Below are 24,141 nucleotides of genomic sequence, written 5' to 3' on the forward strand. Positions count from 1 at the left end.
GGTGCGTATCGTCGCAGATGTGTCGGCCACCGTTTCGATCGAATATTCTAAACTGGATTTTTGGCCCGGCGAACAGTGCTAGGGATGTGTCCTTGGGCAATTCACCAGAAAAACACATTCCCTGTGACTGATGTCAAATTGCCTGATCGCGTGGAATTGTGGGGGCTACGACCGACGATTGCATCGCAGCAAAACTTCGAATGTAGCGTAGCGTAGGGAACCACGCTGGGCCGCCAATGGGCGGATCGCCTCACTTTGGTCTGCAAGTTTGCTGTCGAAGGAGTATCCGGGCGCGTCAATGTTGAGTGAAAACATGAAACATTTCAAAGTGGCGGATGTGCGACAAGTGTCACTGAATGCCATGATATCGCCGTGTTCTAGATCGAAAGCCTAGGTCCGATTTCGAGAAGGGGCAACGAGTTTTTCGTTGATTTCGGAAGACTTCACCACTGGTCCGGTGCAGGCCATTTGGCACCGCAGGCGGCCTGGAATGTTGCGGCCAATGGGGCCGCCAATCACGTCCCTGACACGCATGGGGAAGTTGACGTGACGAACGAATTGGCCGGCGGAATCCGAATGTCCTGGCCGGCGTCAGCGAGATTTTCTGCGTTGGATTGCGTGCCTTGTTTGATAGGTTTTCAACACACGATCAATCAGTTTCGCGGGCTGCGGTCGTGGGGGTCGCCAGAAGTTACCGCCGCCAACCCGACGCTCAGCAATGATGCCGAATCCCACGACGACGCAGGTTCGATCGTTGTCAGGGCAGTCTTGTGGTCTTGTCCACCACGACAGGTTTTACTGGTGCGTTGCTTGGCAGTATTGATGGATCCGCAATTTTATGGATCGATGGGGGCCAGTCGCTGGACATTGACGTAGTAGGCTCCGCAGATCGGTTTGCCGTTTTCGTCGTCAAGCCAGGTTTGGAGGGTCGTGGGCCCGGCCGCCAGCGTCATTTCGAAGGTGACGGTGGACGCATCGTCGGTGACCGCAGCCGTCTGCTGTTGGTCACCGATTTGCAGGCGTGCAGTGTGGACGGGCCACGCGGGACCTTCGCTCAGAATGCCGTCGGCGACTTTCATCTGGTCAACACCGTCGCGTAGGCCCAGGCCCGAATCATCAGGCCATCGGTTTAGTGTGAATGCGTAGCGGCCAGCGCTGGCAACTTGGAGATGCCATTGCCCGTTTTTGCGATCGCCGCGTCGCACCTGGCTCTGTTGGTCGATGAACACGTCGGCCCATTCACATGCGGTTAACAAAACTGGGTTCTGGGATTCATGCCCGATGACCGAAGGTTCGAACTGGTTCGCGAGATCTTTCACTCCATCCCACCAAGTGTCCAGGTGCGAACGCATCGCGGATACGACATCGGGGTGTTCGTCGATCACATTGCGTTGCTGCAGCGGATCGGATTCTAAGTTGTAGAGTGCCGTATCCTCGATCAATCGCCAATGTTTCCACAGTACTCCGGATCGTTGACGGCGCACGACCGCGTTGTTGTTGGGCATCGTCGACGTCGCCTTGAACGGCATCCGGCTATAGTTGATGACCAGCATTCGTTCTTGGGGGACATCGGCTTCGTGACGAAGGACCCGGGCCAGACTGATGCCATCGAATTGCGTCTGCGGCGGTGTCTTCAGTCCCAGCAGTTCGACGAAGGTTGGCAGCAAGTCTTGGACTTGGGTCAGGCCCGCCACATCGCCAGGTTGCTTCAGCCCACCGGCGGGCCAGCGAACGAAGCAGGGCACACGGTGACCGCCTTCCCAAAGCGTGGTTTTTCCGCCGGTCATGTTGGCGTTGAAGTACTTGGGGCCAAACGTGCTTCCGTTGTCCGTCAAGAAAACGACAAGCGTGTTGTCTCGCAGTCCGCGATCGATCAAGAACGATTCCAGTCGGCCCATGTTGTCGTCAATGTTTGCGCACATGGCTAGGAAGCGAACCAGTTGTTCCTCGGCCTCCGGTTTCAGTTTGGGCAATGTGGAACGAACTTTGTCCAACGCCTGTTGAATCGGCGGAAGATATTGGTTGGGGACATAGTGTGGTTGATGCGCCGCCGCAGTGGCCAGGTAACAGAAGAACGGTCGTCCCGCGTCTGATTCCTGTTGCATCCAGTTCATCGATTCGCGAAACAGCACGTCGGTGGTGTAACCGGAATAGGTCGTGCGGTTACCGTTATGGATGTAGGTGTCGTCGAAGTAGTCGTTGGCCCAAGCATCGGGGACCGATCCGATGTGTGACGATGGGAACCAAACGCTTTCGTTGAAACCGCGGTCCTGTGGGCGGTAGGGGGAGGTGTCGCCGAGGTGCCACTTGCCGAACAGTCCCGAGCTGTACCCTGAATCGGCAAACAGTTGTCCCATCGTGGGGAACTGAGGCCGCAGCAGTGTTCGACCGCTGCTGACATTGGTAGCGCCGTTGCGAACTGCGTCGATTCCCGTCATCAGCTGACCACGCGTTGGCGTGCACATCGGAGCGACGTGAAAGTCTGTCAGCCGCATGCTTTCCGCTTGAAGCCGATCCAAGTGGGGTGTTTGCAGGATCGGGTTCCCGTGGCACGAAAATTCTCCGTACCCCTGGTCGTCGGTGATGATCACCAAGACGTTCGGTTTGGATCCCACGGTCGTGTCTTGGCCATCACAAGCGTTGTTTGGCAGTGGTATCGCAAACGCACACAGAAATGCGAGCTTCAGCACAGGATTCATGGTCGGGACTTTCAGGGAACGGTTGTGCGTTTGCGTTTTGCAAAGATGTTTGGAGGGGTGGTTCGGGATTTTGAACCTGACAGGGTTTGGCCTTGGATCAGGATTTCGGCGTTGCGATCGCGCACCAGTTTCCCTTTCCGGGGGCAACCAGATTGAGTTGCTTGGTGGCTTGGACGTCGGCGGTCGGTCCCCAGTGGCCCGTGTCGATGTTGATCCAGCGAACCCGCCATTTCGAGTTGGGCTGTGTTGGCTGGGGGCCTTCCAACGTGATGTCCACATCGCCGCCTTGCGGAAAGTAGACGACATAGGCTTTGCCGGGGGCGATCGCTAGATAGGCCTCGTCGGCATCGCGGTTGCGAAGCAACGAGTTCGCCGGTGTGACATCCCACAGACGCACCACGGACTCGAGTTTTCGAGCCGCCTGGATCGCTGCCTTGGCAGGATCGGATAATCCCAAGCCGGAACCCGGACGGTGGAACCGGGCGGATGCGGCGCCGCCCACCACGTGACGCCAGAACCGGCTGATCCCATCTTGGGTGGTGTGTCCGAACTTGTTGTTGTCGGCGCCATAAGTTTTGACCGTGTTGATTGGACGCGGTTGGTTTAGCAGGCGTGTGCGCAACGCTTGGAAGTTGTCCCAGTGCTTTTGACCTTTCTGGTGATTGTTCTGGGAAACGTCCACAAAGGTGTATCGGTCGGGATGGTCGAGGGTGCGACTGTGCTGTGGGCCGGCCAGGTCCCAGTCGTCCCACATTTCGGTGATGCAAACGGAACGGTCGGCTTTGTCGGCGGCCGCCTGGATGAACGACTGCCAGAACGACGACCAGGCTTCTTCGCCATTGGTTTCGTTGTCGACGCAGTACAGCACGTGTCCATACGGTAGCGAGTGCGATAGCAGCTTTTCAACGAATCGGCGTTGGTGTTGGAAGACCACTGCGTTGTCGCGTTGCTGTGGCGTGGTGAAAAAGAACGGCTGAAGATTCTGGCCCGGGTGCTTGGGGTATGCGCTTGCTAGGCCTGATTCTTTTTCGGTGTAGTTGATGTTGTTCTTGGGGTTGTACGGATGCGGTGGCCATTTGTCTTGCGAGTAGTCAAAGCGGTCCCAGACTTCGATCTGAACGATGATGTCGCGCTGCTGAGTCAGTTTCAGCATCTCTTCGAATCTCGCCCAGTATTCGTCGTTCCATTGGTCCAGGTCGTACTTGCCATTTTCTAGTTTGGCGAACGGATAGAGTTCAAATCCGAAGTCATGTCGGTCGCTCATCGTGTTGCGAATGTAGTTGGCGCCGACCGACTTCATTTCGTCCAAGTGCGCTTCCAAATCGGGGATTTGGAACAGACTGTCGTCTTTGGAACCGCCCAGCAGCAGGACATCCTGGCCTTTGGATTGCCAGTAAAACGGATGCGTTTCGCTGGGGCGGATTCGGTCGGGTTGATCAGCGATCGATTTGCTGGGGCCAGAGATCCACAGGCAAAAGCTGAGGCATAGCAGGATGAGACGCATGATTGGCAATCGTTTGTTTGGTGGCAGTAGCAGGAATGGTCGAGGTCGAGGTCGCATGGCCAAGTAGGGTGTGACTCTAGTTTGCCGCATCCGTGGCGGCGCGGTGCGCGATCACAGCGTCGGCGGCGATCGTGGCGATCTGGCCAGCGACCGCATTGACGCTGCCTTTCCCATCGGGGTGCACTCGGTTGCTAAGAAAGATCACATACAGGTCCAGGTCAGGATCGATCCACATCGCGGTGCCGGTGAATCCGCCGTGGCCAAAGGCCGACTTGGTCATCGTTTTGCCGCGATTGGACGAGTACCCGGATTGTTTGTCCCAGCCCAGTCCGCGGATGCCACCGGGGACTTCGTAGGGGGCGGTCATCCGAGCGAACGTTTCCGGTTTCAGGATCGTTTGGTCGGCTGGTTTACCGTCGCTCGGCATGGTCCCCGGGCCGAGTCGATCCTTTGCCAACGTGCCCCTTCCCAACATCATCGCCGCGTAGATCGACAGGTCCGATGCGGTGCTGAACAGGCCCGCGTGTCCGGCGACTCCGCCAAGTGCGTAGGCCCGCGGATCATGGACTTCGCCTTTCATCCAATGTCCTTCTCGTTGCTCGGTCGGCGCCGCGCGGTCGCGAAGTTTGGGGGCCGGTAAGTATCCGGTTTCGTGCATTCCCAAAGGTTCAAAGATGGACTGCTGTGAATACTGGTGAACCGTCTTTCCGGTTTGGCGGTGGATCAGTTCGGCCAGCACTTCGAATCCCACGTCGGAGTACCGAAATCGCGTTCCGGGTGGGTAATTCAGTTTCAGACTCAGAAAGTTCTGGATCGATGCTTCGATGCCATCGTTGTAATCCTTCATCGAATTGTCGGGAATCAAACCACCGACATGCAGCAGCAGTTGTTGGATCGTGACATCCTGTTTTCCATGCACTGCAAATTCGGGCAGGTAGCTTGCGACGCGGTCGTCCAGTTGGATCCTGCCTTCGTCCACCATCCGCATGATGCTGGTAGCGGTGGCGATGGGTTTGGTTAACGAAGCCAAATCAAAGACGGTGTCCGTGGTCATCGGCAAGGGTTCCGGTGCCAATTGTTTTTGACCATACGCTTTTTGAAAAAACGGACGGTCGCTGGAACCGATGGCGACCACGACGCCTGGCATTTTGCCGGCTTCGATGGCATCGGCGACGATTGGGTCGATCGATTGCCAAGCGTGGGCAAACGCTTCGTCCGATGTCGCGATCGTGGTTGCGGTGGTAGGTGGCGGGGGGGCGATGGCCAGAATCGATGTTGGATTGGTCAGTATCCAAACGAGCAGAAGTGCGGTGGATCCAAATGAGTTCGGCAGACGTGCGTGCATCGATGAAGGACCTAGGTGGGATGGAGCGTTGGGGTGGGGATCACAGAAATCAAGCGGCTGTCGATTTGCCCATATTGTGATTGGTTTGGCACCGCGTGTGGGGCGTTGGCATCAAATATCGAACAACCGTGGTGGTCGCAGGTCAGTGTTTCGGTTGGTCCACCGTTGGATTCGCGTCGCTGTGGGACAATCATGAATCGGACCCGGGTTTCCGTCGGGTTCGTTGCCCATCGCGGTTTTGGCAATCGCTAGACTGGAACTCGGGATTTCACGATAACATGATTCAGCGAGGCTGATGATGGAGTCAATCGAAGCGGGATCGGCCGAGGAACGGGATCTAGCGTCGGATTCAGAGTCGATATCGGCTGGGGCTGGGCCCGGTTGTTCTAGCGACAGTGCGATCGAAACGTTGCGGTTGGCGATGTTGCCCGGAATTGGCCCTCGTACTCTGACCGCTCTACTGGAATCGTTCGGGGATCCTGCGTCGGTTTTTGCCGCACCGGATCATCAACTGGCAAGCGTTCATGGGGTGGGGCCGAAGGTGATCACAGCGATCCGGTCGGCCAAAGACACCATTGATGTCGATGCGATCGCGCATTGGTGCCGCCGCGAACGGGTTGAAATTGTTTCCGACGAATCAGATCACTATCCACGCATGTTGTCCGATCTTCCCGACGCGCCTCCCATCTTGTTTGTGGATGGTCAGGTGATCGAAGAGGACGAGATCGCGGTTGCCATCGTGGGGACGCGGCATGCCACCGTCTATGGATTGAAACAGGCCGAACACTTGGCTTATTCGCTCTCGCGCGCCGGCGTGACCGTGGTCAGCGGATTGGCACGCGGGATTGATGCGGCTGCTCACGAAGGGGCGATGGCAGGCGGTGGGCGGACGATCGCGGTTCTGGGCAGCGGTCATGGGCAGATTTACCCCAAGGAACATCAGGGCATGGCCAAGGCCGTGGCCGCCCATGGGGCCGTCATCAGCGAGTATCCACCGTACGCCAAACCACGCGCAGGAATGTTTCCCCAGCGGAATCGGATCATCGCCGGTCTAGCGCTTGCGACTTTGGTCGTCGAAGCCCCGGATCGTTCGGGAGCGTTGATTACCGCGCGGATCGCGATGGAGCAGAACCGCGAGGTCTTGGCCGTGCCGGGACCCGTGACCAGCCGCGCGTCACGGGGATGCAATCAGTTGATCCGGGATGGTGCGAAACTGATTCAGTCGGTCGACGACATTCTGGAAGAACTGGGCCCGATGCGATCGCCGGTCCAGACCGCCGATGGGCACCAGGTGCGAAACGCGGCTGAGTTGAAACTGAATGAACTGGAACGAAAGGTATTGGGGGCGATCGATCCTGAAAGTACACCGATCGATCAGGTGATCCAGCGGAGTGGCTTGCCGGCTCAACGAGTCATCGCCATCATCAGCGTGCTTGAAATGAGACGACTGATCCGCCGTTTAAGCGGCCAGTATGTGTCGCGGATCTAGTTTCGTGCTAAAAACTTGTCACATGACGGTCAACGCGTGACAATTCAGGTCCAAGCCAATCCCCATTGAAAATGGGCATGGTAGGTTCTAGCCCGCTCGGGGCAATGCGTTTGGCACCGCGCGTTCTTGGGACGCACCGATCTCTTTACACACCGCGAAAGTAATCGAATTGAACCGCGACCGTGAACGCATCGATCCAGATTCCATGGCCGGTGATATCGATTTGAATGCCTTCGGGGCAACGCACCAAGGTTTGGTTCGTGAAAACAACCAGGACCAGTTCCTGATTGCTCAGTTGAGCAAGTCGATGCGAGTGTCGGCAACCAGCATGTCGTTCGATCAACGGTTGTACGGCCAGCCCGAGGGCGAAGTGTTGTTGGTGGCCGATGGGATGGGAGGCCACGCGGCGGGCGAGAAGGCCAGCAGTTTGGCGATCGAGACGATGGTGCGCCGGTTGTTGGACAGCATCCATGCAGGTTTGCCAGCGGACGATTCCGACGACACGGTCTTCCGAAAAAATTTGGAAGAGTTGCTCAAAGACGCTCATTCGAGAATCTTGGTCGAATCGGCTCACCACGCCGATCAGCGTGGGATGGGAACCACTTTGACCATGGCGTACGTGATTTGGCCACGTCTGTATGTGGCTCACGCGGGCGACAGTCGATGCTATCTGATCCGCGATGGTCAGGCACAACCGTTGACGACGGACCATACGTTGGCGCGGCAAATGGTGGACGCTGGGGGGTTGAAGCCCGAAGACGAAGCCAAAAGCAAATGGAGCAACGTCCTATGGAATGTGTTGGGGGGACGAGTCAACGGGGACTTGATCGCCGAAGTGCATCGATTCGATTTGAAGCCCGGGGATGCGATCGTGCTGTGCAGCGATGGTCTGCACCGCTATGTCGATGCTGATCAACTCGCGACGATCGTCAACGAATCAGAGTCCCCCGAAGTTGCCTGTCAAAGGCTGATCCAAATCGCGCTGGACGCCGGTGGCGAAGACAACGTGACCGTCATCGTTTCGTCTCCGCTGCGTGATGATCCCAGCAAGTCGACTTGGATCGATGCTTACGATACGTCGGTGCCCGATGGGGGGAAGTCGACGGCCAGTCTGGGCACTGCGGATGCCGATGGTTTCAGCAGCGGTGAAGTCGATAGTGACGACGGTCCTGACCCACTCGCCGATACGATGATCGAATGATTACAGTGGGGCGACGGGGGCGATACGGCTGCCCGTGCCATTTTTACACTCGTTCGATTGCGATTGATTGCTTCATGCCTGGCAAGACGCCACCTGCGCCGCCGCTGCCCGTGTCACCGCTTCCTGTGCCACCGCCACTGGATTGCGAAGCGATGGACAGCGGTGAGGTCGGAAGTCGATCCGCTGGTCGTCATCCAACCGGCATCGTGATCGGTGCGGTTTGCGGATTGGTGGCAGCCGTGTTGTACACGTTCGCCAATATCGCGCTGCGAGGTTGCGTGGGGATCGATCCCTTCTTGGTCTCGGCGGTCAAAGCGGCTCCCACGGTCGTTTGTTTGGCGCCGGTTTTGGTGTGGATGCGTTTCCGCGGCGCGGCGTTTGCCACACATACACACATGATCCCGCGGTTCATGCTGGTGGCACTGATTGGGCAGTTCATTGGCAACGCTGCGTTCCAGGTCGCATTGGGGGTGATCGGGTTGGCGGCGTCGGTGCCGATCACATTGGGCGTCTTGATTGTCGGCGGCGGTGTGTTGGGAAAGCTGATCTTGGGCGAACCGGTGCGCAAGGCGACCCTGATGGCAATGGGGACATTGATCGTGGCAGTGGTGATCTTGTCGCTGCCCAGTGCTAGCGAGACGCCACGTGAATCGAGTTTGCAGTCGCCCGTCTGGGTCGGCGGCCTTTGCGCCGCGGCATCGGGGGCGGCCTACGCGTTGTTCGGCGTGGTCATTCGTCAAACGCTAAACGGGGGTGTCTCGGCTCCGTTGACGATGTTTATCAGTGGTGTCGTCGGCACGGTTTCGTTGTGGTCGTTCACTTTGCTGCGCATTGGGATCGAATCGCTATCGGGAATCGATCCAGGCCAGTGGAGCATGATGGTGGCGGCAGGCGTGTTCAACTTTTCGGCATTCGCGGCACTCTCTTATGCCTTGAAAGCGTTGCCAGTGGTGGCGGTCAATCTGATCAACGCATCCCAGGTTGCCATGGCGGCGCTGGCCGGTGTGATCCTGTTCGCCGAGCCCGTCACAGTGCCGTTGGTCACCGGCATCGTCCTAACGTTCGGTGGCCTTTTGATTTTGGTCAGCGGTCGTCGCCAGCGAAGCACCCCCTAGCAGAATGTCAAGTTTGCAGATTCGTCCGTAGCGAATGTCGCCAAGACTTTCGGCTGATTGAATGAGCCGATAGGCGATAGCCTCGGTTGCGTCACTCAGGAACCGGGGCTATCGCCCAAACGGCTCACTTTTGGATTCGAAACTGGCTTCGCTAGACAATGCGCCAGGACTTTCGGCTGGCGGTGGGGGGAATTCGAAACTCTTGACGAGTTCCGCTACGAGCGATCGCGCACGATGCTTAGACTCGCGTCAGTTTGCTGACTCGACCGGTGGAAACCCATTCGGCAACATAGATGTTGTCGTCGCGATCAAAGCAGGCGTCGTGTGGGTGAACGAATTTGCCTTGTTCCCAGCGGCTTTCGTCGGTGCGGATGGTAAAGCCTTTGGACTTTTCCTTGTCGGCCAATACTCGTTCGCGGTCGTCGCCGATCGTGGCGACCGTATTGTGATGTCGATCCAAAAGCGAGACGCGTGCCACCAGTTCGGGGACCAGCATCAGTTGCCCATTGGTGTCGATGTTGGCGGGCAGTCCGAATCCCGGGACCGTCTTTTGGTACTGGCCATCCATCGTAAAGAACTGCAGCGCATTGTTGGCTCGGTCGGCGACAACGATCGCTTCGTCGCCACCGTCACGCGAGTCGATCCAGATGCCGTGAGGCGTATTGAATTTGCCTTTCCCGTCGCCTTCGCCACCAAAGCAGGAGACCCATTTTCCGTTGGCGTCATAGCGGTGCACATAGAAGGCACCGTAGCCATCGGCGACCAGAAAACCACCGTCGGGCGTGAACGCAAAGTTGGTCGGCATGAATCGGTCGCGGCCCCAAATTCGTGCAGGGTTGCTGGCTTCGCCCTTTGCATAGACGCCCGACGCCATCGGCGCATAGCTTTGCCAAATCAGTTCACCTTCCAGCGTCATCTTGGCGATGGATTTGACCTGTTGGTAACCCGAGACATACAAAAACGGTGTGCCGTCTTCGACGCGAATTTCCAGGCCGTGGCCGCCACCCTGGAACTGTTGACCGAACGCTCGGATGAACGTCCCCTCGGAATCAAACACAAAGATCGACGGATGGTCGGCTAGCTTCGAATCGCCTTCGTGGATCACGTACAGCCGGTTGTCCGGATCGACTGCCACGTTGTGCGTGATCTGCCATGTGAATGGGGCCGGCAGTTGCGGGAACATGTGTTCGCACCGGTATTGATATTCGCCCGAACCGATCACGTCTTGAGCGGCGGATCGTTTGGCGGTGATGATCGCCGGCGCGCAAGCAGCAGCGATGGCAGCGGTCTTCAAAAACTGTCGGCGATGGGTGGATGAGGACATGTTTTTAGGGGCACCATGCAGGAGGGGAGAAGCAGGGTAGGGCCAACGTGTCTTTTGTTTATAGGGCAACCAGGAACCCAAAAGCAACTTTTGCGGGGGTGGTGGTTCGTTAAATTTGTGGTCAGCGATTATGCTGGCCGAATCCCATCGGGGTGCTGTGGCGACTCCCTTCATCACGCGAACCTTCTGAATCAGCATGCAATCACTGGCAGACGCCGATCCGCGTTTTGCGTTTGGCCTGAATTGGCTTGCGTTCCTGGACACGTTGGATGAGGAACGGATTGATCAAGCAGTGCGCGGGTTGGAACGCATGTTGGGTGTCGATTCGCTAGAGGGATGTCGGTTTCTGGATATCGGCAGCGGCAGCGGACTGTCGTCCTTGGCGGCCTATCGCATGGGAGCCGACGTGGTGTCGATGGACTACGATGCCGATTCGGTTGCCTGTACCGAAGAATTGCGACGACGATACGGCGACGATGGTTCGCGGTGGAAGATCGCCCAAGGGTCCGTGTTGGATGCCGATTGGATGTCGTCGCTGGGAGTCTTTGACGTCGTCTATTCCTGGGGTGTTCTGCACCATACCGGGGATATGAACGCGGCGATCGATTTGGCCAGTCGGCGTGTGGATGACGGAGGCTTGTACTTCATCGCGATCTATCACGACCAAGGTGGCGCCAGTCGCCGGTGGTTGAAGATCAAACAGTTCTACCATCGCCTGCCTCGCTGGGCCCAGCCAATTTGGGTGACCCTGGTCGCCGCTGTCTACGAAGCGAAATTTGCAATCGCCCGATTACTGCGGCGTGAAAATCCGTTGCCGTTGGCTGATTGGCGTGCCAAGAAACAGGACCGTGGCATGTCGGCCTGGCATGACTGGGTCGATTGGATCGGCGGGCTGCCATTCGAAGTTGCAAAGCCCGACGACATCATCGTTCCACTGGCCCGCCGCGGGTACATGCTAGAGAACCTGAAGACGGTCGGATCAGGATGGGGATGCAATGAGTATGTCTTTCGGCGAACGTGATGCAGGATGAATCCGTCTGCGGATGCCACGGAGGCATTGAGAAGAAGTTCGAGTTCAAGTTGGAGTTCAAGTTCGAGTTCAAGTTCGAGTTCAAGTTGGATGCAGCAATCCGGTTTGGAAAACTTAAACTCGAACTCGAACTCGAACTCGAACTTCCTTCCCGACCTCTTGATCGACGATCGCCAGAATTCCCTTTTTCTCCCTGAGGGAACTGTTGGCGAATCCCACGACGAGGGTTCTGTTGTTTGATCGCTCAGCGAGCCGTTCGCCGAATCAATCGTTCGTTGTCAGGATGTCTGTGATGAAGGCGTCGCGATCTTTGGGCGAAACGATGATGGTTCGCTTGTGAGTCTTGATGGCGACACGGCGAAGGGAAAGCGCCGGGCCACTGCGCAGCGTCGATGTCGGTTCGGCCGAAACAATGTCCGCTAGCGGGACTTGATAACAGATCAATCCGCAACGAATTGAAACAGCATCGTCCAGGACGGTGTAACGGCACGGTAGCGCAAAGGCGACCGAGACTAGCGACGCCAGTGCGCCGGTGGAAAACAGGATCGCCGCGTCGCCCGGTTGGCCGATGACGATCGCGTACAGGCCTAGCCCCAGCGATGCCAGCGGAGTCAGCAGCAGCAACGCTACCACCCATCGGTCAATCGCCGATTCATACACGACTGGTCGGCGGTCATTCGGTGGCGAAGCGGTCGTTTCGGGGGCACGATCGTTCAATCGCTGTTCTCGCGGGTTGGTGGATGTCAGAAGGTCAAGCAAGTCGAATTGCATCGGTCCGCGGCGTGCTAGTGGGCGGATGCCGGACGCTGCTGCCGCAATCGTTGGATCGCTTGCCGTGGGATCACGATGCTGACCACGATCGCGCCGATGACGGAAATGGCAAGACTGGCCCATCGTAGCCCACTTGTTCGCGGGTCGTCGATCATGGTCGCCACGGTACCGCAGTGGACCCACAAGGATTGGGGGATCACCGCGACAGCGGCTGCCGCCAGGAACGGGCCGATCCGAGCTCGGGAACCGCCCATCGAATAACTGATCAGCATGGTTGGGATCGGTGCCAATCGTAATAACAGGTGAAAACCAAAACCAGCTTCTCGGGCCATCGATTGTGCGGTCGCCAGCCAATCCGAAGCCGTCGGCTTCGCGCCGTCGTCAGCGGTCGATCTCGAAGCCAGGTTTGCGATGTCGGAAAGCCACCACCTGCCGATCATGTAGTTGACGGTGGCCGCCGTGACCGCGATGACCAACATCAGCGACGTGCCCGTGAAGGTTCCAAATAGGGCGCCGGCCGTGACCGACACGATCGTCTTGGGCACCATCACCGACATCAGAAAAATGCTGGTGATGACAAAGATCACCGGTGCGGCGGATCCTAGACCAGCCAGACCGCCGCGGAGTTGTTCCGCATTGAATCCCGTTGCCAGCAGGCTGACCCCGATCGCGACCAGAACCACCGGCGCGATCCGCCGGAACCAGCGAAGGCGGGCGGGCGCGGTGTGCGCCGGCTTGCGAGGCTGTGAATCCGGTCGCGTGAGGTCCATGGGCGACGGATCTGCATGGGACAGATCCGTTGGCGATCGATGGGGGGGACGCGGTGGGTTCACAAGGTTGCAACCGAAACGATGGTGTTGGAGAATCCGTACCACATTTTACTGTCGCGACGCGACAGCGTATGAAGCCTACCGATCGAAACTTATGAATCTTGCCTGTATCGACCCGGACCGTTGGCAGCGTCACAACTTGATTCGCAATCCGTTTGGCGAATTGACGAAACAGGAACGTGCTCGTCTTGCCATCGTCGATTTGCAATTCCTAGATCCGTGGATCGGCAAGCGGCATCGTGCGGTCCAGTTTGTGGGTGACTGTGGCCGCGGGAAAACGACGCGGATGTTGGCGATCGCCCATCAATGGGCTGGATCGTGTTACGTTTATCTGCCCGAAGACGGACCCACGCCGCCGATTCCGATGGCCGATCTGTTGTTGATTGACGAAGCACAGCGGTTGCCCGGCAAACTGCGCCGACGCGTTTTCGCCACCGGGATGCCGTTGGTGTTAGCGACGCATCGGGATCTGTCCCGGTCGCTTGCGCGTCAGGGGTACCAGGTTCATACCGAATCCATCGGTGACGGAAACGATGTTCGGTTGATCCAGCAGATTTTGAACGCACGGATCGAAGCGGCGCGTTGGAAGTCGAGTCCTGTGCCGGAGGTGACCTTGCGCGATGCCGAAGCCCTGTTCGCAAGATTTGGCAGCGATATTCGGCAACTGGAACACTTTCTGTACGATCGAATTCAAAACCAAGTGATGGGCAGTCCCATGAAAGCGAGTCAGGTGATTCAGAATGGCCAAATGCGATTTGTCGATTGAGTTGGATGATCCCGGCGCATTGCACGACGGCGGCGGCATGATCAGCGGTGTTGTCCGCGTACAGGCCGACGCGGACGTGAAATGCAAAGGGTTGACAGTCAAATCGGGCTGGAAAACACATGGCCGCGGGAATGTTGCCAAAGCCACGGCCGGTTCGCAAACGTTGTTCCAGGGGCAGTGGACCGAAGGTCAGCAGTGCGAATACCGGTTCGAATTGCCGGTAGCCCATTGGCCGCCGACCTATCACGGGTTTCACTTGAATGTGGATCACGCGATCGAAGCACGCGCCGATATCCCGTGGTCGTTTGACCCCAAGGCCTCGGTCAACTTCATCGTCCATCCGACGCGTGGCGACGAAGCGATGGGCAAGCCCAAGACGCGGGCGGTTTCCAACGTCGTGGGAACGGTGATCGTTGGCATCGCGGCGCTCGGGTTTTTTGCGGGCATGGCGGGTTGCTTGGCGGGCGGGCTCCAGGCGTTTGGCCCGTTCGCGCTGCTGTTCTTGCTGGTGCCATTGGCAATCGGCGGCTTGGTGTTTGCCAAATATGTGTTGCCGAAATGGGTGCTGGGGGAAGTCCAGTTGACGCTCGGTCCGGAACAGCTTCATCCGGGGCAGTCGCTGGAGGGCGAGCTGTCCATCCGTCCTCGCAAAACGGTCGCTATCAATGGCGTCACGGTCCATTTGACGGCGACCGAACGGTGTGTCAGCGGTAGCGGCAGCAATCGCCGTACACACAAACACGTGCTGTACGAACAAACCGAAGTGCTTGCGGAAGCCGGTGCGTTCAACGCTGGCCAGGTGCATCGTTTTCCCATCTCGGTCGCGCTGCCCGCGGATGCTCCGTTCAGCATCGATCTCAGTGACAACGATTTGATATGGGATTGCCAGGTGCGAGTCGACATTCCTCGCTGGCCCGATTGGGTCAAGAAACAACCGCTGCAGGTGGTGCCATCCGGGACGTCCGGCGCAGCGGCAAACGCGTCCACCATGGCTGGCGGCAAGGGTGGCGGCCCGTTGCCAGCGCCTGCCGGTTCTGAGCGGGCGAACGGTGGACCCGATGCCGATGAATCCAGTGACGGGATCACGTTCGCCGAAACCGCCCAGCATCTGTGGGCCGTGCGGGGCGATCGGGAACAGGTCGATCTGTTGGTCGATGCGGTCAACGGGATGAAGTTCAACATCGACGTGACGATCGAGCGACGTTTGTTGTACGCCGGTGCCGAGGATCCGCACGTGTATCGGGATGGGTTCGCGGTTTGGGCCAACTGTCGCCAACCGGCTTTGCCCTTGGTGCTTTACGTCCCCCACCACTTGGGCGACGAATTCGAGCAGTCCCGTGGGGATGGGTGGCAGGGGATTGGCACGATTGTCGGCTGGGACCATCGGCACGGTCGGTTGCAAATCAAGCTGTAACCGCGGCAGCGTCGGAACCGTGCTGCGCGATCGGGTGATGCCCCCTGATTCGTGTTCTTTTGCGTGATTCGCGGGCGTTTTTGCCGCTGGTCGGCCTGCGAACGACACAAACCGGGGTCTGTGTCGCCGAGTCGGTTTCCGATGTCACCGCGCGGCCAATGGGGTGCCGAGGTGCCGTTTTCGCCGTCTGGGGCTCGATATGGTTCTCAACAGCCGGGAACACGTCTAAACTTCCCGTTCCCAGACATCTTTCCCCGTTTGTGACACTGTCATGCCGTCGCCTCGCGTATTGGTTCTTCGTGCTCCTGGCACCAACTGTGATGAAGAGACGGCATTCGCGTTCCAGGTCGCTGGTGCCGAAGTCGAACGAGTCCACGTGAATCGTTTGATCGAAAACCCGGCATTGAAGGATCGCTATCAGATTTTGTGCGTTCCCGGCGGGTTCAGCTACGGCGACGACATCGCGGCTGGCCGGATCCTGGCGACCCGACTTCGCCAGTACCTTTCGGACATGGTCGACGCGTTCGTCCACGGGAAAGGCGACCGGTTGGTGCTAGGGATCTGCAACGGGATGCAGGTGTTGATGCGATTGGGGGTGCTAACCGAGGGCGTTTCGCAGTCCGAAAAACCGCCTGCGACGCTGACTTGGAACAACCACGGCCGGTTCGAAGATCGCTGGGTTCACCTTGCCGTCGACAAGACCCCCTGTGTTTTCCTGAAAGACATCGACCAGATGTATTTGCCGATGGCGCACGCCGAAGGCAAGTTTGTGGCCGCCGACGACGAATCCTTGTCGACGCTCCGCAAGGCTGGGCGATTGGCACTTCGCTACGCCGATCCCGACCAGGGCGGTGTCCAGGACGAAGTGTTGCCGTTCCCGATCAACCCGAACGGTGCCGATGCGAACGTAGCGGGCGTGTGTGATTCAACTGGCCGCGTGTTCGGTCTGATGCCACACCCCGAACGGCACATCGATGCGACTCACCACCCGTTTTGGACTCGTCGCAAAGAGCAGCCCGAGCATGGCGACGGATTGAAAATGTTCCAGAACGCCGTCGACTGGTTTGCATAGAGACGGGCCTGGGCACGTCAAAACGGACTCGTTTCGGCCGGGAATCTGTCGGTCTTTGCTTGACGGGCTGGCTGGTTTTGCCAGGGGAACGCCCGTTCGCGATTCATTTGTCGAAGTGCACGCTGCACGCGTCGCCATCGCAGGATGACATTTTGCCAGCGATCTTGTAGCGGCGTTTGGCGATTTGCCCGTATGCCCATCGCCACAGCGATGCGGTGCCCGGCAGATGCAGGACCGGCATCGCTGGCCACAGCAGTGGCAACCGTCGGGATAGGTACCGAACCGCCTCGGATCCACCGTGCCGCCGGCCGCTGGAATCGACGACGTACATTTGCTGCATCAGTTCGTCGTGCGTCAGGTCCGGGTACCGCTGGGCCACTCTAGGGTCATGCAGCGACAAAAAAGAGAGTCGCCCGCCACAGCAATCCATGCGGCTGAGCAGTTTGACCTGCGAGCGGCAAAAATTGCATTTTCCGTCGAAAATCACCACATCGCTACCCGATCGGGTGTCTGGATCAGGCAATTCGGGAGAGCGGGACATGGGAATCTCGGTAGAAAACGGCAAATCTGGCTCGGACGACGTCCGGGGGGAGCGCTATACTAAGTATAGGTCACGCAACAAGTCCGCACGGCGGCTGCGTTTCCGCGGATCTTCTCACGCGTTCCCTTGGCCGGCCGAGTTTCCATCATGAACCGAATTGAACAAAAAGTCTCTAGCGCCCGTCGGCGTCTGATCTTGGCCAAGTTCGGCAAAGCCCTGTGCGTGACGCTGTTCGTGGGGTTGATTGCCGCCACGATCGCGGTTGCCATTCCGGCGCTGAAGTTCCTGGAGGTTGATTTCAACCAGTGGACCTACGCGTGGATCGGTGGGGCGTCCGCTGTGGCAGTCCTGGTCGCCGGCGTCTACGCGATCGCCACCGCGCCGTCGCAAACAGACGTTGCCGCGGAAGTGGATCGACGGTTCGGGCTGCGTGAACGAGTCAGCAGTTCGATGTCGCTGGACCAGGCCGATCGTGATACCGATTTTGGTTTGGCGTTGATGGCGGACGCGGAAAAGCGTGCGGACCAGTTGGCCGTCGCTGATCGGTTCCCGCTGAAACCCAATCGTTTGGGGTGGTTGCCCATCGCAATCGTGCCCGTGTTGGCCATCGTGTTGATGTTGGTCGAACCGTTGGGCCCAGCCGATGCCAAGAGCACTGCCAAGATCGATCCGATCGAAGCCAATCAAGTCAGGACGGCAGCGACCCAGTTGAAGAAACGAATCCAGCAGCAGAAGCGTAAGGCGGATGCGGAGGGTTTGAAGGAAGCAAAAGAGATGTACGAGAAGATGGAGTCTCAGCTCGACAAGATCACGTCGAAGAAGGACATGGATCGGAAGGACGCGATGATCGCGATGAACGATCTGAAGAAACAGTTGGAAGAACGCCGGGAACAACTGGGGTCGTCCGAGCAAATGCGACGTGCGATGTCACAGATGAAAGGGCTGGAATCGGGCCCCGGTGAAAAGGTCGCCAAGTCGATCGAAAAGGGCGAATTCGGAAAGGCCGAACAGATGGTCAAGGATCTGGCCAAGAAGATGCGAGACGGAGAACTGTCGGAACAAGACAAGGCGAAGTTGAAGAAGCAGGTCGAGCAGATGGCCAAAGCGATGGCCAAGGCAGCCGAAGAACACAAGCAAAAGAAGCAAGAACTGCAGCAACAGATCGACAAGGCCCGCAAAGAGGGCCGCGGTGACGATGCGGCCAAGATGCAGCAGAAGATGAACCAGATGCAACAGAAAGACGCTCAGATGCAGCAGATGGGCATGATGGCCGAAGCCATGAACCAGGCTGCTAAGGCGATGGAGCAAGGCAAAGCCAGCGAGGCCGCTGATGCGATGCAGGACATGGCCGATCAGTTGGGCGAAATGTCGGACGAGATGGCCGAGTTGGAGGATCTGGAGATGTCGCTGGATCAGTTGTCGCAGTCGAAAAATCAAATGCGATGCCAGAAATGTGGCGGCGCCGGATGCCAGAGCTGCCAAGGCAACGGTCAGTTCGGGATGGGCGACGGTCAGGGCGAAGGTTTCGGCATGGGCAACGGAAACGGTTCCGGTGACCGCCCCGAGGAAGAAACCGACACCAATACCTACGACACCCAAGTTCGCGGGGACGTGAAGAAAGGAAAGGCCATCATCGCAGGCTTCGCCGATGGACCGAACCGAAAAGGCATCAGCCGAGAAGATGTCAAAGCAGCGATCCAAAGCACGCTAAGCGAAGAAAGCGATCCGACCGAAAACCAAACACTGCCGCGCGCCGAACAAGAACACGCACGACAGTACTTCGATCGCCTGCGCGAAGGCACATGATCGAAGCGGAATCGGCGGAACACTGGGCCGGCTGAAGAGAGCGTTCAGCGTAGCCGCGGAGCGGCGAAAGCATCATGCCGGTGGCCTCGGCCGCCGGATTTGGCATCTCCCCCAATGATCTTCTCGGCCGGCACGCCCTCAGGCGGCCCGGCCAAGAAGATCGAGATTGCGTCAGCCATCGCTAGCCGTGGGGCCCGCCCCACGGCAAAAAGCTTTCGCCTCTCCGAGGCTGTCGTAAGCTGGACGCTTTCTTTAGGCGGAATCCCTGTCGTCAGCCGCTGGCAGGCGGCTACAGTCCGGCGAAGGCTTCGTTGATCAGGTCGGCCTGTTCCAGTTTGTGCGCTGCCATGCTGCCCGTGCTGGGGCTGGCGGATTCGACGCGGCTGATCCGGCGCAGTTTGTACAGGTCGTGAAGTTCGTCACCGAAGTTCAGTTTCAAGTACGGCCATGCACCCATGTTGGTCGGTTCTTCTTGGACCCAAAAGATCTCGCTGCCGTTCGGGTAGCCTTCAAAGGACGCGACCAGTTCTTCGGTGCTTAGCGGATACAACTGTTCGATCCGCATGATCGCGACGTCGTCCAATCCACGCTGGGTTCGAGCTTCCAACAGGTCGTAGTAGACCTTGCCGGTACAGACCAGCAGTCGGCGGGCATCGGGCAGTGAGACCTTGCGATCGCGAAGGATCTTTTTGAAGCTGCCACCGGCTAGGATCTTCAGCGGGCTGACGCATTTGGGATGCCGCAGCAAGCTTTTCGGCGTCAGCACGACCAACGGTTTTCGCCATTTGCGAAGCACTTGTCGTCGCAGCAGGTGGAAGTATTGGGCGGGCGTGGTCGGCTGGCAGACTTGGATATTGTCTTCGGCCGCCATCGCCAAGAACCGTTCCACGCGGGCGCTGCAGTGTTCCGGGCCTTGGCCTTCGAAACCGTGCGGCAACAGCATGACCAATCCGCTTAGCCGGTTCCATTTGTCTTCCGCCGACGCGATGAACTGGTCCACGATCACTTGAGCGCAGTTCCAGAAGTCGCCGAACTGGGCTTCCCAGATCGTTAGGCCGTCCGGGTTGTCGAGCGAATAACCGTATTCGAAACCCAGCACGCCGGCTTCGCTAAGCGGGCTGTTGTAGAGTTCCAGCGGAGCCTGGTCGGGCGACAGGTGTTTCAGCGGCGTGTAGGTCGAACCGTCCTTGGTGTCGTGCAGCACAGCGTGTCGTTGGCTGAACGTCCCGCGTTGGCAATCTTGGCCCGTCATCCGGATCGGGTGCTGCGAAGTCAGCAGCGAAGCAAACGCCAAGGCTTCGGCGCTGGCCCAATCCAGAGGCAATTTGCCCAGGGCCATTTCGCGTTTCTGGGCCATTGGGCGTTTGAGTTTCTTGTTCGACGAGAACCCGTCGGGCAATCGCGTCAGTTTGTCCAGCAAACCGGACAGAGTGTCGATCGGAGCGGTCGTGTCCGTCGGTTCGGACGGTTCGTTGCCGCCGAAATAGACGGCCCAGTTGGCTGCCAAGGTTTGCGTATCGGGAACAAACGATTCGTTCTTGCTGGCTTCGAATTCCGATTCCAGTTTCTCGGTACGTTCCTTTTGGATCTGTTCGGCTTCGGCCGCTGTGATTTTGCCCAGTTTCAACAGTTGTCCGAGGTACTGTTCGCGGACTGTCGCACGCGAATCGATCTCGTTGTACATCTGTGGTTGGGTAAATCGCGGTTCGTCGCCTTCGTTGTGGCCCCAGCGGCGAAACGCGTACAGGTCGATGACGACATCGCGGTGGAATTCTTTGCGGAAATCCATCGCCAGTGACACCACTTGGGCGACCGCTTCGGGGTCTTCGCCGTTGACGTGAAAGATCGGGATCTGCAGCATTTTGGCGATGTCGGTCGCGTAGGTCGTGCTGCGTCCGTCGGCCGGTTCGGTGGTGAACCCCACTTGGTTATTGATGACAACGTGCAGGGTACCATTGGTGCGGTAGCCCGGCAGTTCGCTGAGGTTTAGCGTTTCCTGCACGACGCCTTCGCCGGCGAAGGCTGCGTCGCCGTGGATCAGGATCGTCATCGCTTCTTTGCGATCGACGTCACCACTGCGGTCTTGTTTGCAGCGGGTGCGGCCTTGCGCGACGGTGTTGACGAATTCCAGGTGGCTGGGGTTGAAGCACAGCGAAATGTGGATGTTGTCGCCGGTGGCAGTTTTCCAGTCGCTGCTGTAACCGAGGTGATAGCGAACATCACCGCCGCCACGATTCATTTCGGGACGCGGGTCATCGAACGACCAGAAAATGTTGGTCGCACGTTTCTTCAGGATGTTGGCCATCACGTTCAGGCGTCCGCGGTGGGCCATTCCCATCACGACTTCCTTGACGTTGTGCTGGCCCGCTTTTTCCAGCGCCAAGTCCAGCAGCGGGATCAGGCTTTCGGCACCTTCCAGCGAGAACGTTTTCGCACCGACGAATTTCCGGCGTACAAATTCTTCGAAAATCGCGGCGTCGGCAAGCCGCACATAGATTCGGCGTTGGACTTCGTGGGACAGTTCCAGGCGGTTTTCGGTGGTTTCCATGCGTCGCTGCAACCAGTCGCGGATATTGCGACGGTTGATGTGCATGAATTGGGCACCGATCGAGCGACAGTACGTGTTTTGAAGCCGCTTTAGGATCGATTTGATCGTCCCGCCCGTGTTTTCGATCGCCATCGAATCGAAGGGCAGATTCAAGTCTTCGTCCGAAAGCCCGTACACTTCGGGGCTGAGGTTGGGGCGATCGGGTCGGTCGAATCCCAACGGGTCCAGATCGGCGGTCAGGTGCCCGCGAACTCGATATTCGCGGACCAGATTGTTGACGCGGTCTTGGATCCGAGAGAGCCAGATCGCTTCTTCGGCGTTGCGGTGAGCCGCCAGCGATTCGGGGGTCGCAGGGGCTTCGGTCCGCCCGTTGGTGGGCGACGCTTTCGAAGTCGATTTGGAGGTGGTGCCCCCAACGACCAAGAATTGTTCGAAGTATTGACGCCAGGTTTCGGAAACGCTCGACGGATCGCGAACGTATTGGACGTACAAATCATCGATGTAGTCCAAGCTAAAGCTATTCATGGCAGCGGCACGAGGCCGTTCAGATGCGGTCGGGGGAAATCGTCGCGGGGCGAAGATTCCGGGCAGGGATTCACGTCTGGCAGGTAGCCGCTTGAATTTAGAGAATTGGACTTCGTTCGGGTACCCACATCACCCACATTCTGAGCGTTCGGTCAGGACTTTTACTTCGATGGTGGTGACCATGGTGTCCGGTGGGGTCAACCGATTCGTCCGGTTGTAAACTTTCACACTGCGATCATCTTATTGCCAACTAGCCGCTGCGGCGGGACACACCTCTACGCTTTTGATCATTTTGAATCCATGGCCGTTCTGATCCAAGTTCGTGACGCTCACAAGCGTTTTGGCGACCAAGTTTTGCTCGACGGAGCCGAGCTTTCGTTAGTTGATGACGTGAAAATCGGATTCATCGGCCGCAACGGCGCTGGGAAATCCACTCTTTTGCGGGCCCTGCTGGGCAACGAGGAACTGGAAAAGGGCGAAGTGATCCACCACCCATCGCTGCGAATCGGATATCTGCGTCAGCATGATCCGTTCCAAGCGGGGGAGTCGGCGATGGACTTCCTGATGCGCGACAGCGGCGAACCCGACTGGCGCTGTGGCGAAGTGGCCGGCCAATTCGAGCTAAAAGGGGATTATTTGAACGGCCCGGTCAAGGAGTTGTCGGGTGGTTGGCAGACGCGAGTCAAATTGGCGGCGCTGCTGCTGCATGACCCCAACATGTTGATGTTGGACGAACCGACCAACTTCCTGGATCTGCGGACTCAGATTCTGCTGGAGCACTTTCTGCGGGATTTCAGCAAGGCCGCCCTGATCGTCAGCCACGATCGTGCGTTTCTGAAAGCAACCTGCAGCCAGACGCTGGAATTGTCGCGTGGCAAATTGATCATGTACCCCGGCAAAATCGATTCGTTTTTGGAATACCGCGAGGAACGCCGCGAACACGACCGACGAGTCAATTCGACGGTCATCGCCAAACAGAAACAACTGCAGCGGTTCATCGAAAAGAACCGCGCCAGCGCTGCCACGGCAAGTCAGGCACGCAGTAAAGCCAAGCAGTTAGAAAAACTGCAAACGACCGAGATCCAGGTCGACGAACCAACCGTCAACATCCGCCCGCCCAGCGTCGACCCACGCAGTGGCACCGCGCTGCGATGTGAATCGATGGCGATCGGCTACCCGGCCAACAAGGAACTGGAAGCCCACGTTGTTGCCGACCAAATCAACTTCGAAATCGAACACGGCCAGCGAGTGGCGATCGTGGGCGACAACGGACAGGGCAAAACGACGCTGCTGCGGACGATCGTCCATTCGTTGGAACCGATGGATGGGACCATGAAGTGGGGCTACGGCGTCGAAATCGGCACCTATGCCCAGCACGTCTACACGTCGTTGGATGAGCGACAAACGGTGCTGGAAAACCTGGAATACAGCAGCGACAGCAACACCACCCGGCAAGACCTGTTGGCCATGGCCGGCGCGTTGTTGTTCCGTGACGAACACATCAACAAGAAAGTGAAGGTGCTGTCCGGGGGCGAACGGGCTCGGTTGTGCATGGCCGGCTTGTTGCTGGGGACCGCCAACGTGCTGGTCTTGGACGAACCGGGCAACCACTTGGACGTCGAAACGGTCGAAGCGTTGGCCGAGGCACTGGATCTTTACAAGGGCACCGTCATCTTCACCAGCCACGATCGGCACTTTGTCCGACGTGTGGCCAACCGGGTGGTCGAGGTCCGCGATGGGACCGTCAAAACCTACTTTGGCGATTACGACAGCTACTTGGCGACTGTCGAAGCCGAGATCGACGAAGGCGAACGTCAACGCGGCAAGGCCAGCGGCAAATCCGATTCGGATTCGGGGGCCAAGCCCAAGGGTGTCGAGCACCGCGAACGTGGCAAGGACAGCCGGAAAACCGAAAAAGAACTGAAGAACCTGGAAAAGAAGATCGCCAAACTGGACGACGAAAAGAAGGATCTGACCAAGAAAATGCTGAAGGAAACCAATCCCAACGAAGCGTTGAAACAGCACGAAGCGATCGAGAAAATCAAAGCGGAATTGGTCGAAGCCGAAGAACGTTGGTTGGAACTGAGCGACTTTTCGTAACGCTGAAGCATTTCGTAGCGGAAGTCGTCAAGACTTTCGGCCTAGGATTTGGGATCACCGA

Annotated in this window: 17 protein-coding genes; 9 read left to right on the forward strand and 8 right to left on the reverse strand. The window is 58.1% G+C overall.

What is annotated here, in order from left to right; all coding sequences use genetic code 11:
* Positions 1-836: 836 nt before the first annotated feature.
* The 3 genes from K227x_RS03670 to K227x_RS03680 all read right to left on the reverse strand — a co-directional run bounded on the left by K227x_RS03670 (position 837) and on the right by K227x_RS03680 (position 5,548).
* On the reverse strand, positions 837-2,699 hold the full coding sequence (locus tag K227x_RS03670; protein ID WP_145168118.1) for an arylsulfatase: 1,863 nt from the start codon (positions 2,697-2,699) through the stop codon (positions 837-839).
* A gap of 97 nt (positions 2,700-2,796) precedes the next feature.
* A complete protein-coding gene (locus K227x_RS03675; RefSeq protein WP_145168119.1) occupies positions 2,797-4,203 on the reverse strand; it encodes a hypothetical protein in 1,407 nt (468 codons plus the stop codon).
* Between the two features lie 76 nt (positions 4,204-4,279).
* On the reverse strand, positions 4,280-5,548 hold the full coding sequence (locus K227x_RS03680; RefSeq protein WP_145168120.1) for a serine hydrolase domain-containing protein: 1,269 nt from the start codon (positions 5,546-5,548) through the stop codon (positions 4,280-4,282).
* 295 nt (positions 5,549-5,843) lie between these two features.
* On the opposite strand from K227x_RS03680, the gene dprA reads away from it, so the two are divergent.
* The 3 genes from dprA to K227x_RS03695 all read left to right on the forward strand — a co-directional run bounded on the left by dprA (position 5,844) and on the right by K227x_RS03695 (position 9,353).
* The gene (dprA, locus tag K227x_RS03685; protein ID WP_145168121.1) at positions 5,844-7,037 is read left to right on the forward strand and encodes a DNA-processing protein DprA; all 1,194 of its coding nucleotides are present in this window, start codon (positions 5,844-5,846) and stop codon (positions 7,035-7,037) included.
* 169 nt (positions 7,038-7,206) lie between these two features.
* Positions 7,207-8,238 (forward strand): PP2C family protein-serine/threonine phosphatase, encoded by a 1,032-nt coding sequence (locus K227x_RS03690; RefSeq protein ID WP_218933757.1) that lies wholly within the window; start codon positions 7,207-7,209, stop codon positions 8,236-8,238.
* Between the two features lie 74 nt (positions 8,239-8,312).
* Entirely contained in the window at positions 8,313-9,353 is a 1,041-nt protein-coding gene (locus tag K227x_RS03695; protein WP_218933758.1) for a DMT family transporter, read from the forward strand.
* A gap of 238 nt (positions 9,354-9,591) precedes the next feature.
* On the opposite strand, the gene K227x_RS03700 is transcribed toward K227x_RS03695, so the two are convergent.
* Positions 9,592-10,677: an NHL repeat-containing protein gene (locus K227x_RS03700; RefSeq protein WP_145168124.1), complete on the reverse strand. Its 1,086-nt coding sequence runs from the start codon at positions 10,675-10,677 to the stop codon at positions 9,592-9,594.
* A 196-nt stretch (positions 10,678-10,873) separates the two neighbouring features.
* Here K227x_RS03700 and K227x_RS03705 point away from each other — a divergent pair, with 196 nt between their 5' ends.
* On the forward strand, positions 10,874-11,698 hold the full coding sequence (locus K227x_RS03705) for a class I SAM-dependent methyltransferase (RefSeq protein ID WP_145168125.1): 825 nt from the start codon (positions 10,874-10,876) through the stop codon (positions 11,696-11,698).
* Between the two features lie 273 nt (positions 11,699-11,971).
* Here K227x_RS03705 and K227x_RS03710 read toward each other — a convergent pair whose 3' ends face one another.
* Both K227x_RS03710 and K227x_RS03715 read right to left on the reverse strand, forming a co-directional pair.
* Positions 11,972-12,466 carry a PH domain-containing protein gene (locus K227x_RS03710; protein WP_246146479.1) on the reverse strand — a complete coding sequence of 165 codons (495 nt, stop codon included), beginning with the start codon at positions 12,464-12,466 and terminating at the stop codon, positions 11,972-11,974.
* A 26-nt stretch (positions 12,467-12,492) separates the two neighbouring features.
* The gene (locus K227x_RS03715) at positions 12,493-13,248 is read right to left on the reverse strand and encodes a TVP38/TMEM64 family protein (protein ID WP_145168126.1); all 756 of its coding nucleotides are present in this window, start codon (positions 13,246-13,248) and stop codon (positions 12,493-12,495) included.
* A 154-nt stretch (positions 13,249-13,402) separates the two neighbouring features.
* On the opposite strand from K227x_RS03715, the gene K227x_RS03720 reads away from it, so the two are divergent.
* The 3 genes from K227x_RS03720 (at position 13,403) to K227x_RS03730 (ending at position 16,560) form a co-directional block, all read left to right on the forward strand.
* Positions 13,403-14,074 (forward strand): hypothetical protein, encoded by a 672-nt coding sequence (locus K227x_RS03720; RefSeq protein WP_145168127.1) that lies wholly within the window; start codon positions 13,403-13,405, stop codon positions 14,072-14,074.
* Positions 14,049-15,488 carry a sporulation protein gene (locus K227x_RS03725; RefSeq protein WP_145168128.1) on the forward strand — a complete coding sequence of 480 codons (1,440 nt, stop codon included), beginning with the start codon at positions 14,049-14,051 and terminating at the stop codon, positions 15,486-15,488. Before K227x_RS03720 ends, K227x_RS03725 begins: the two co-directional genes overlap by 26 nt.
* Positions 15,489-15,759: 271 nt before the next feature.
* Entirely contained in the window at positions 15,760-16,560 is an 801-nt protein-coding gene (locus K227x_RS03730; protein WP_145168129.1) for a phosphoribosylformylglycinamidine synthase subunit PurQ, read from the forward strand.
* 103 nt (positions 16,561-16,663) lie between these two features.
* On the opposite strand, the gene K227x_RS03735 is transcribed toward K227x_RS03730, so the two are convergent.
* Positions 16,664-17,101, reverse strand: a complete 438-nt coding sequence (locus K227x_RS03735; protein WP_145168130.1) for a thiol-disulfide oxidoreductase DCC family protein — start codon at positions 17,099-17,101, stop codon at positions 16,664-16,666.
* Positions 17,102-17,248: 147 nt separating this feature from the next.
* Between K227x_RS03735 and K227x_RS03740 the strand changes: the two genes are divergently transcribed.
* Entirely contained in the window at positions 17,249-18,907 is a 1,659-nt protein-coding gene (locus K227x_RS03740; RefSeq protein ID WP_145168131.1) for a hypothetical protein, read from the forward strand.
* Positions 18,908-19,196: 289 nt separating this feature from the next.
* Here K227x_RS03740 and K227x_RS03745 read toward each other — a convergent pair whose 3' ends face one another.
* A complete protein-coding gene (locus K227x_RS03745; protein WP_145168132.1) occupies positions 19,197-21,980 on the reverse strand; it encodes a 2-oxoglutarate dehydrogenase E1 component in 2,784 nt (927 codons plus the stop codon).
* A 300-nt stretch (positions 21,981-22,280) separates the two neighbouring features.
* Between K227x_RS03745 and K227x_RS03750 the strand changes: the two genes are divergently transcribed.
* Entirely contained in the window at positions 22,281-24,080 is a 1,800-nt protein-coding gene (locus K227x_RS03750; RefSeq protein WP_145168133.1) for an ABC-F family ATP-binding cassette domain-containing protein, read from the forward strand.
* The last annotated feature ends 61 nt before the right edge of the window (positions 24,081-24,141 follow it).

The organism is Rubripirellula lacrimiformis (genome assembly GCF_007741535.1).
Classification (GTDB): domain Bacteria; phylum Planctomycetota; class Planctomycetia; order Pirellulales; family Pirellulaceae; genus Rubripirellula; species Rubripirellula lacrimiformis.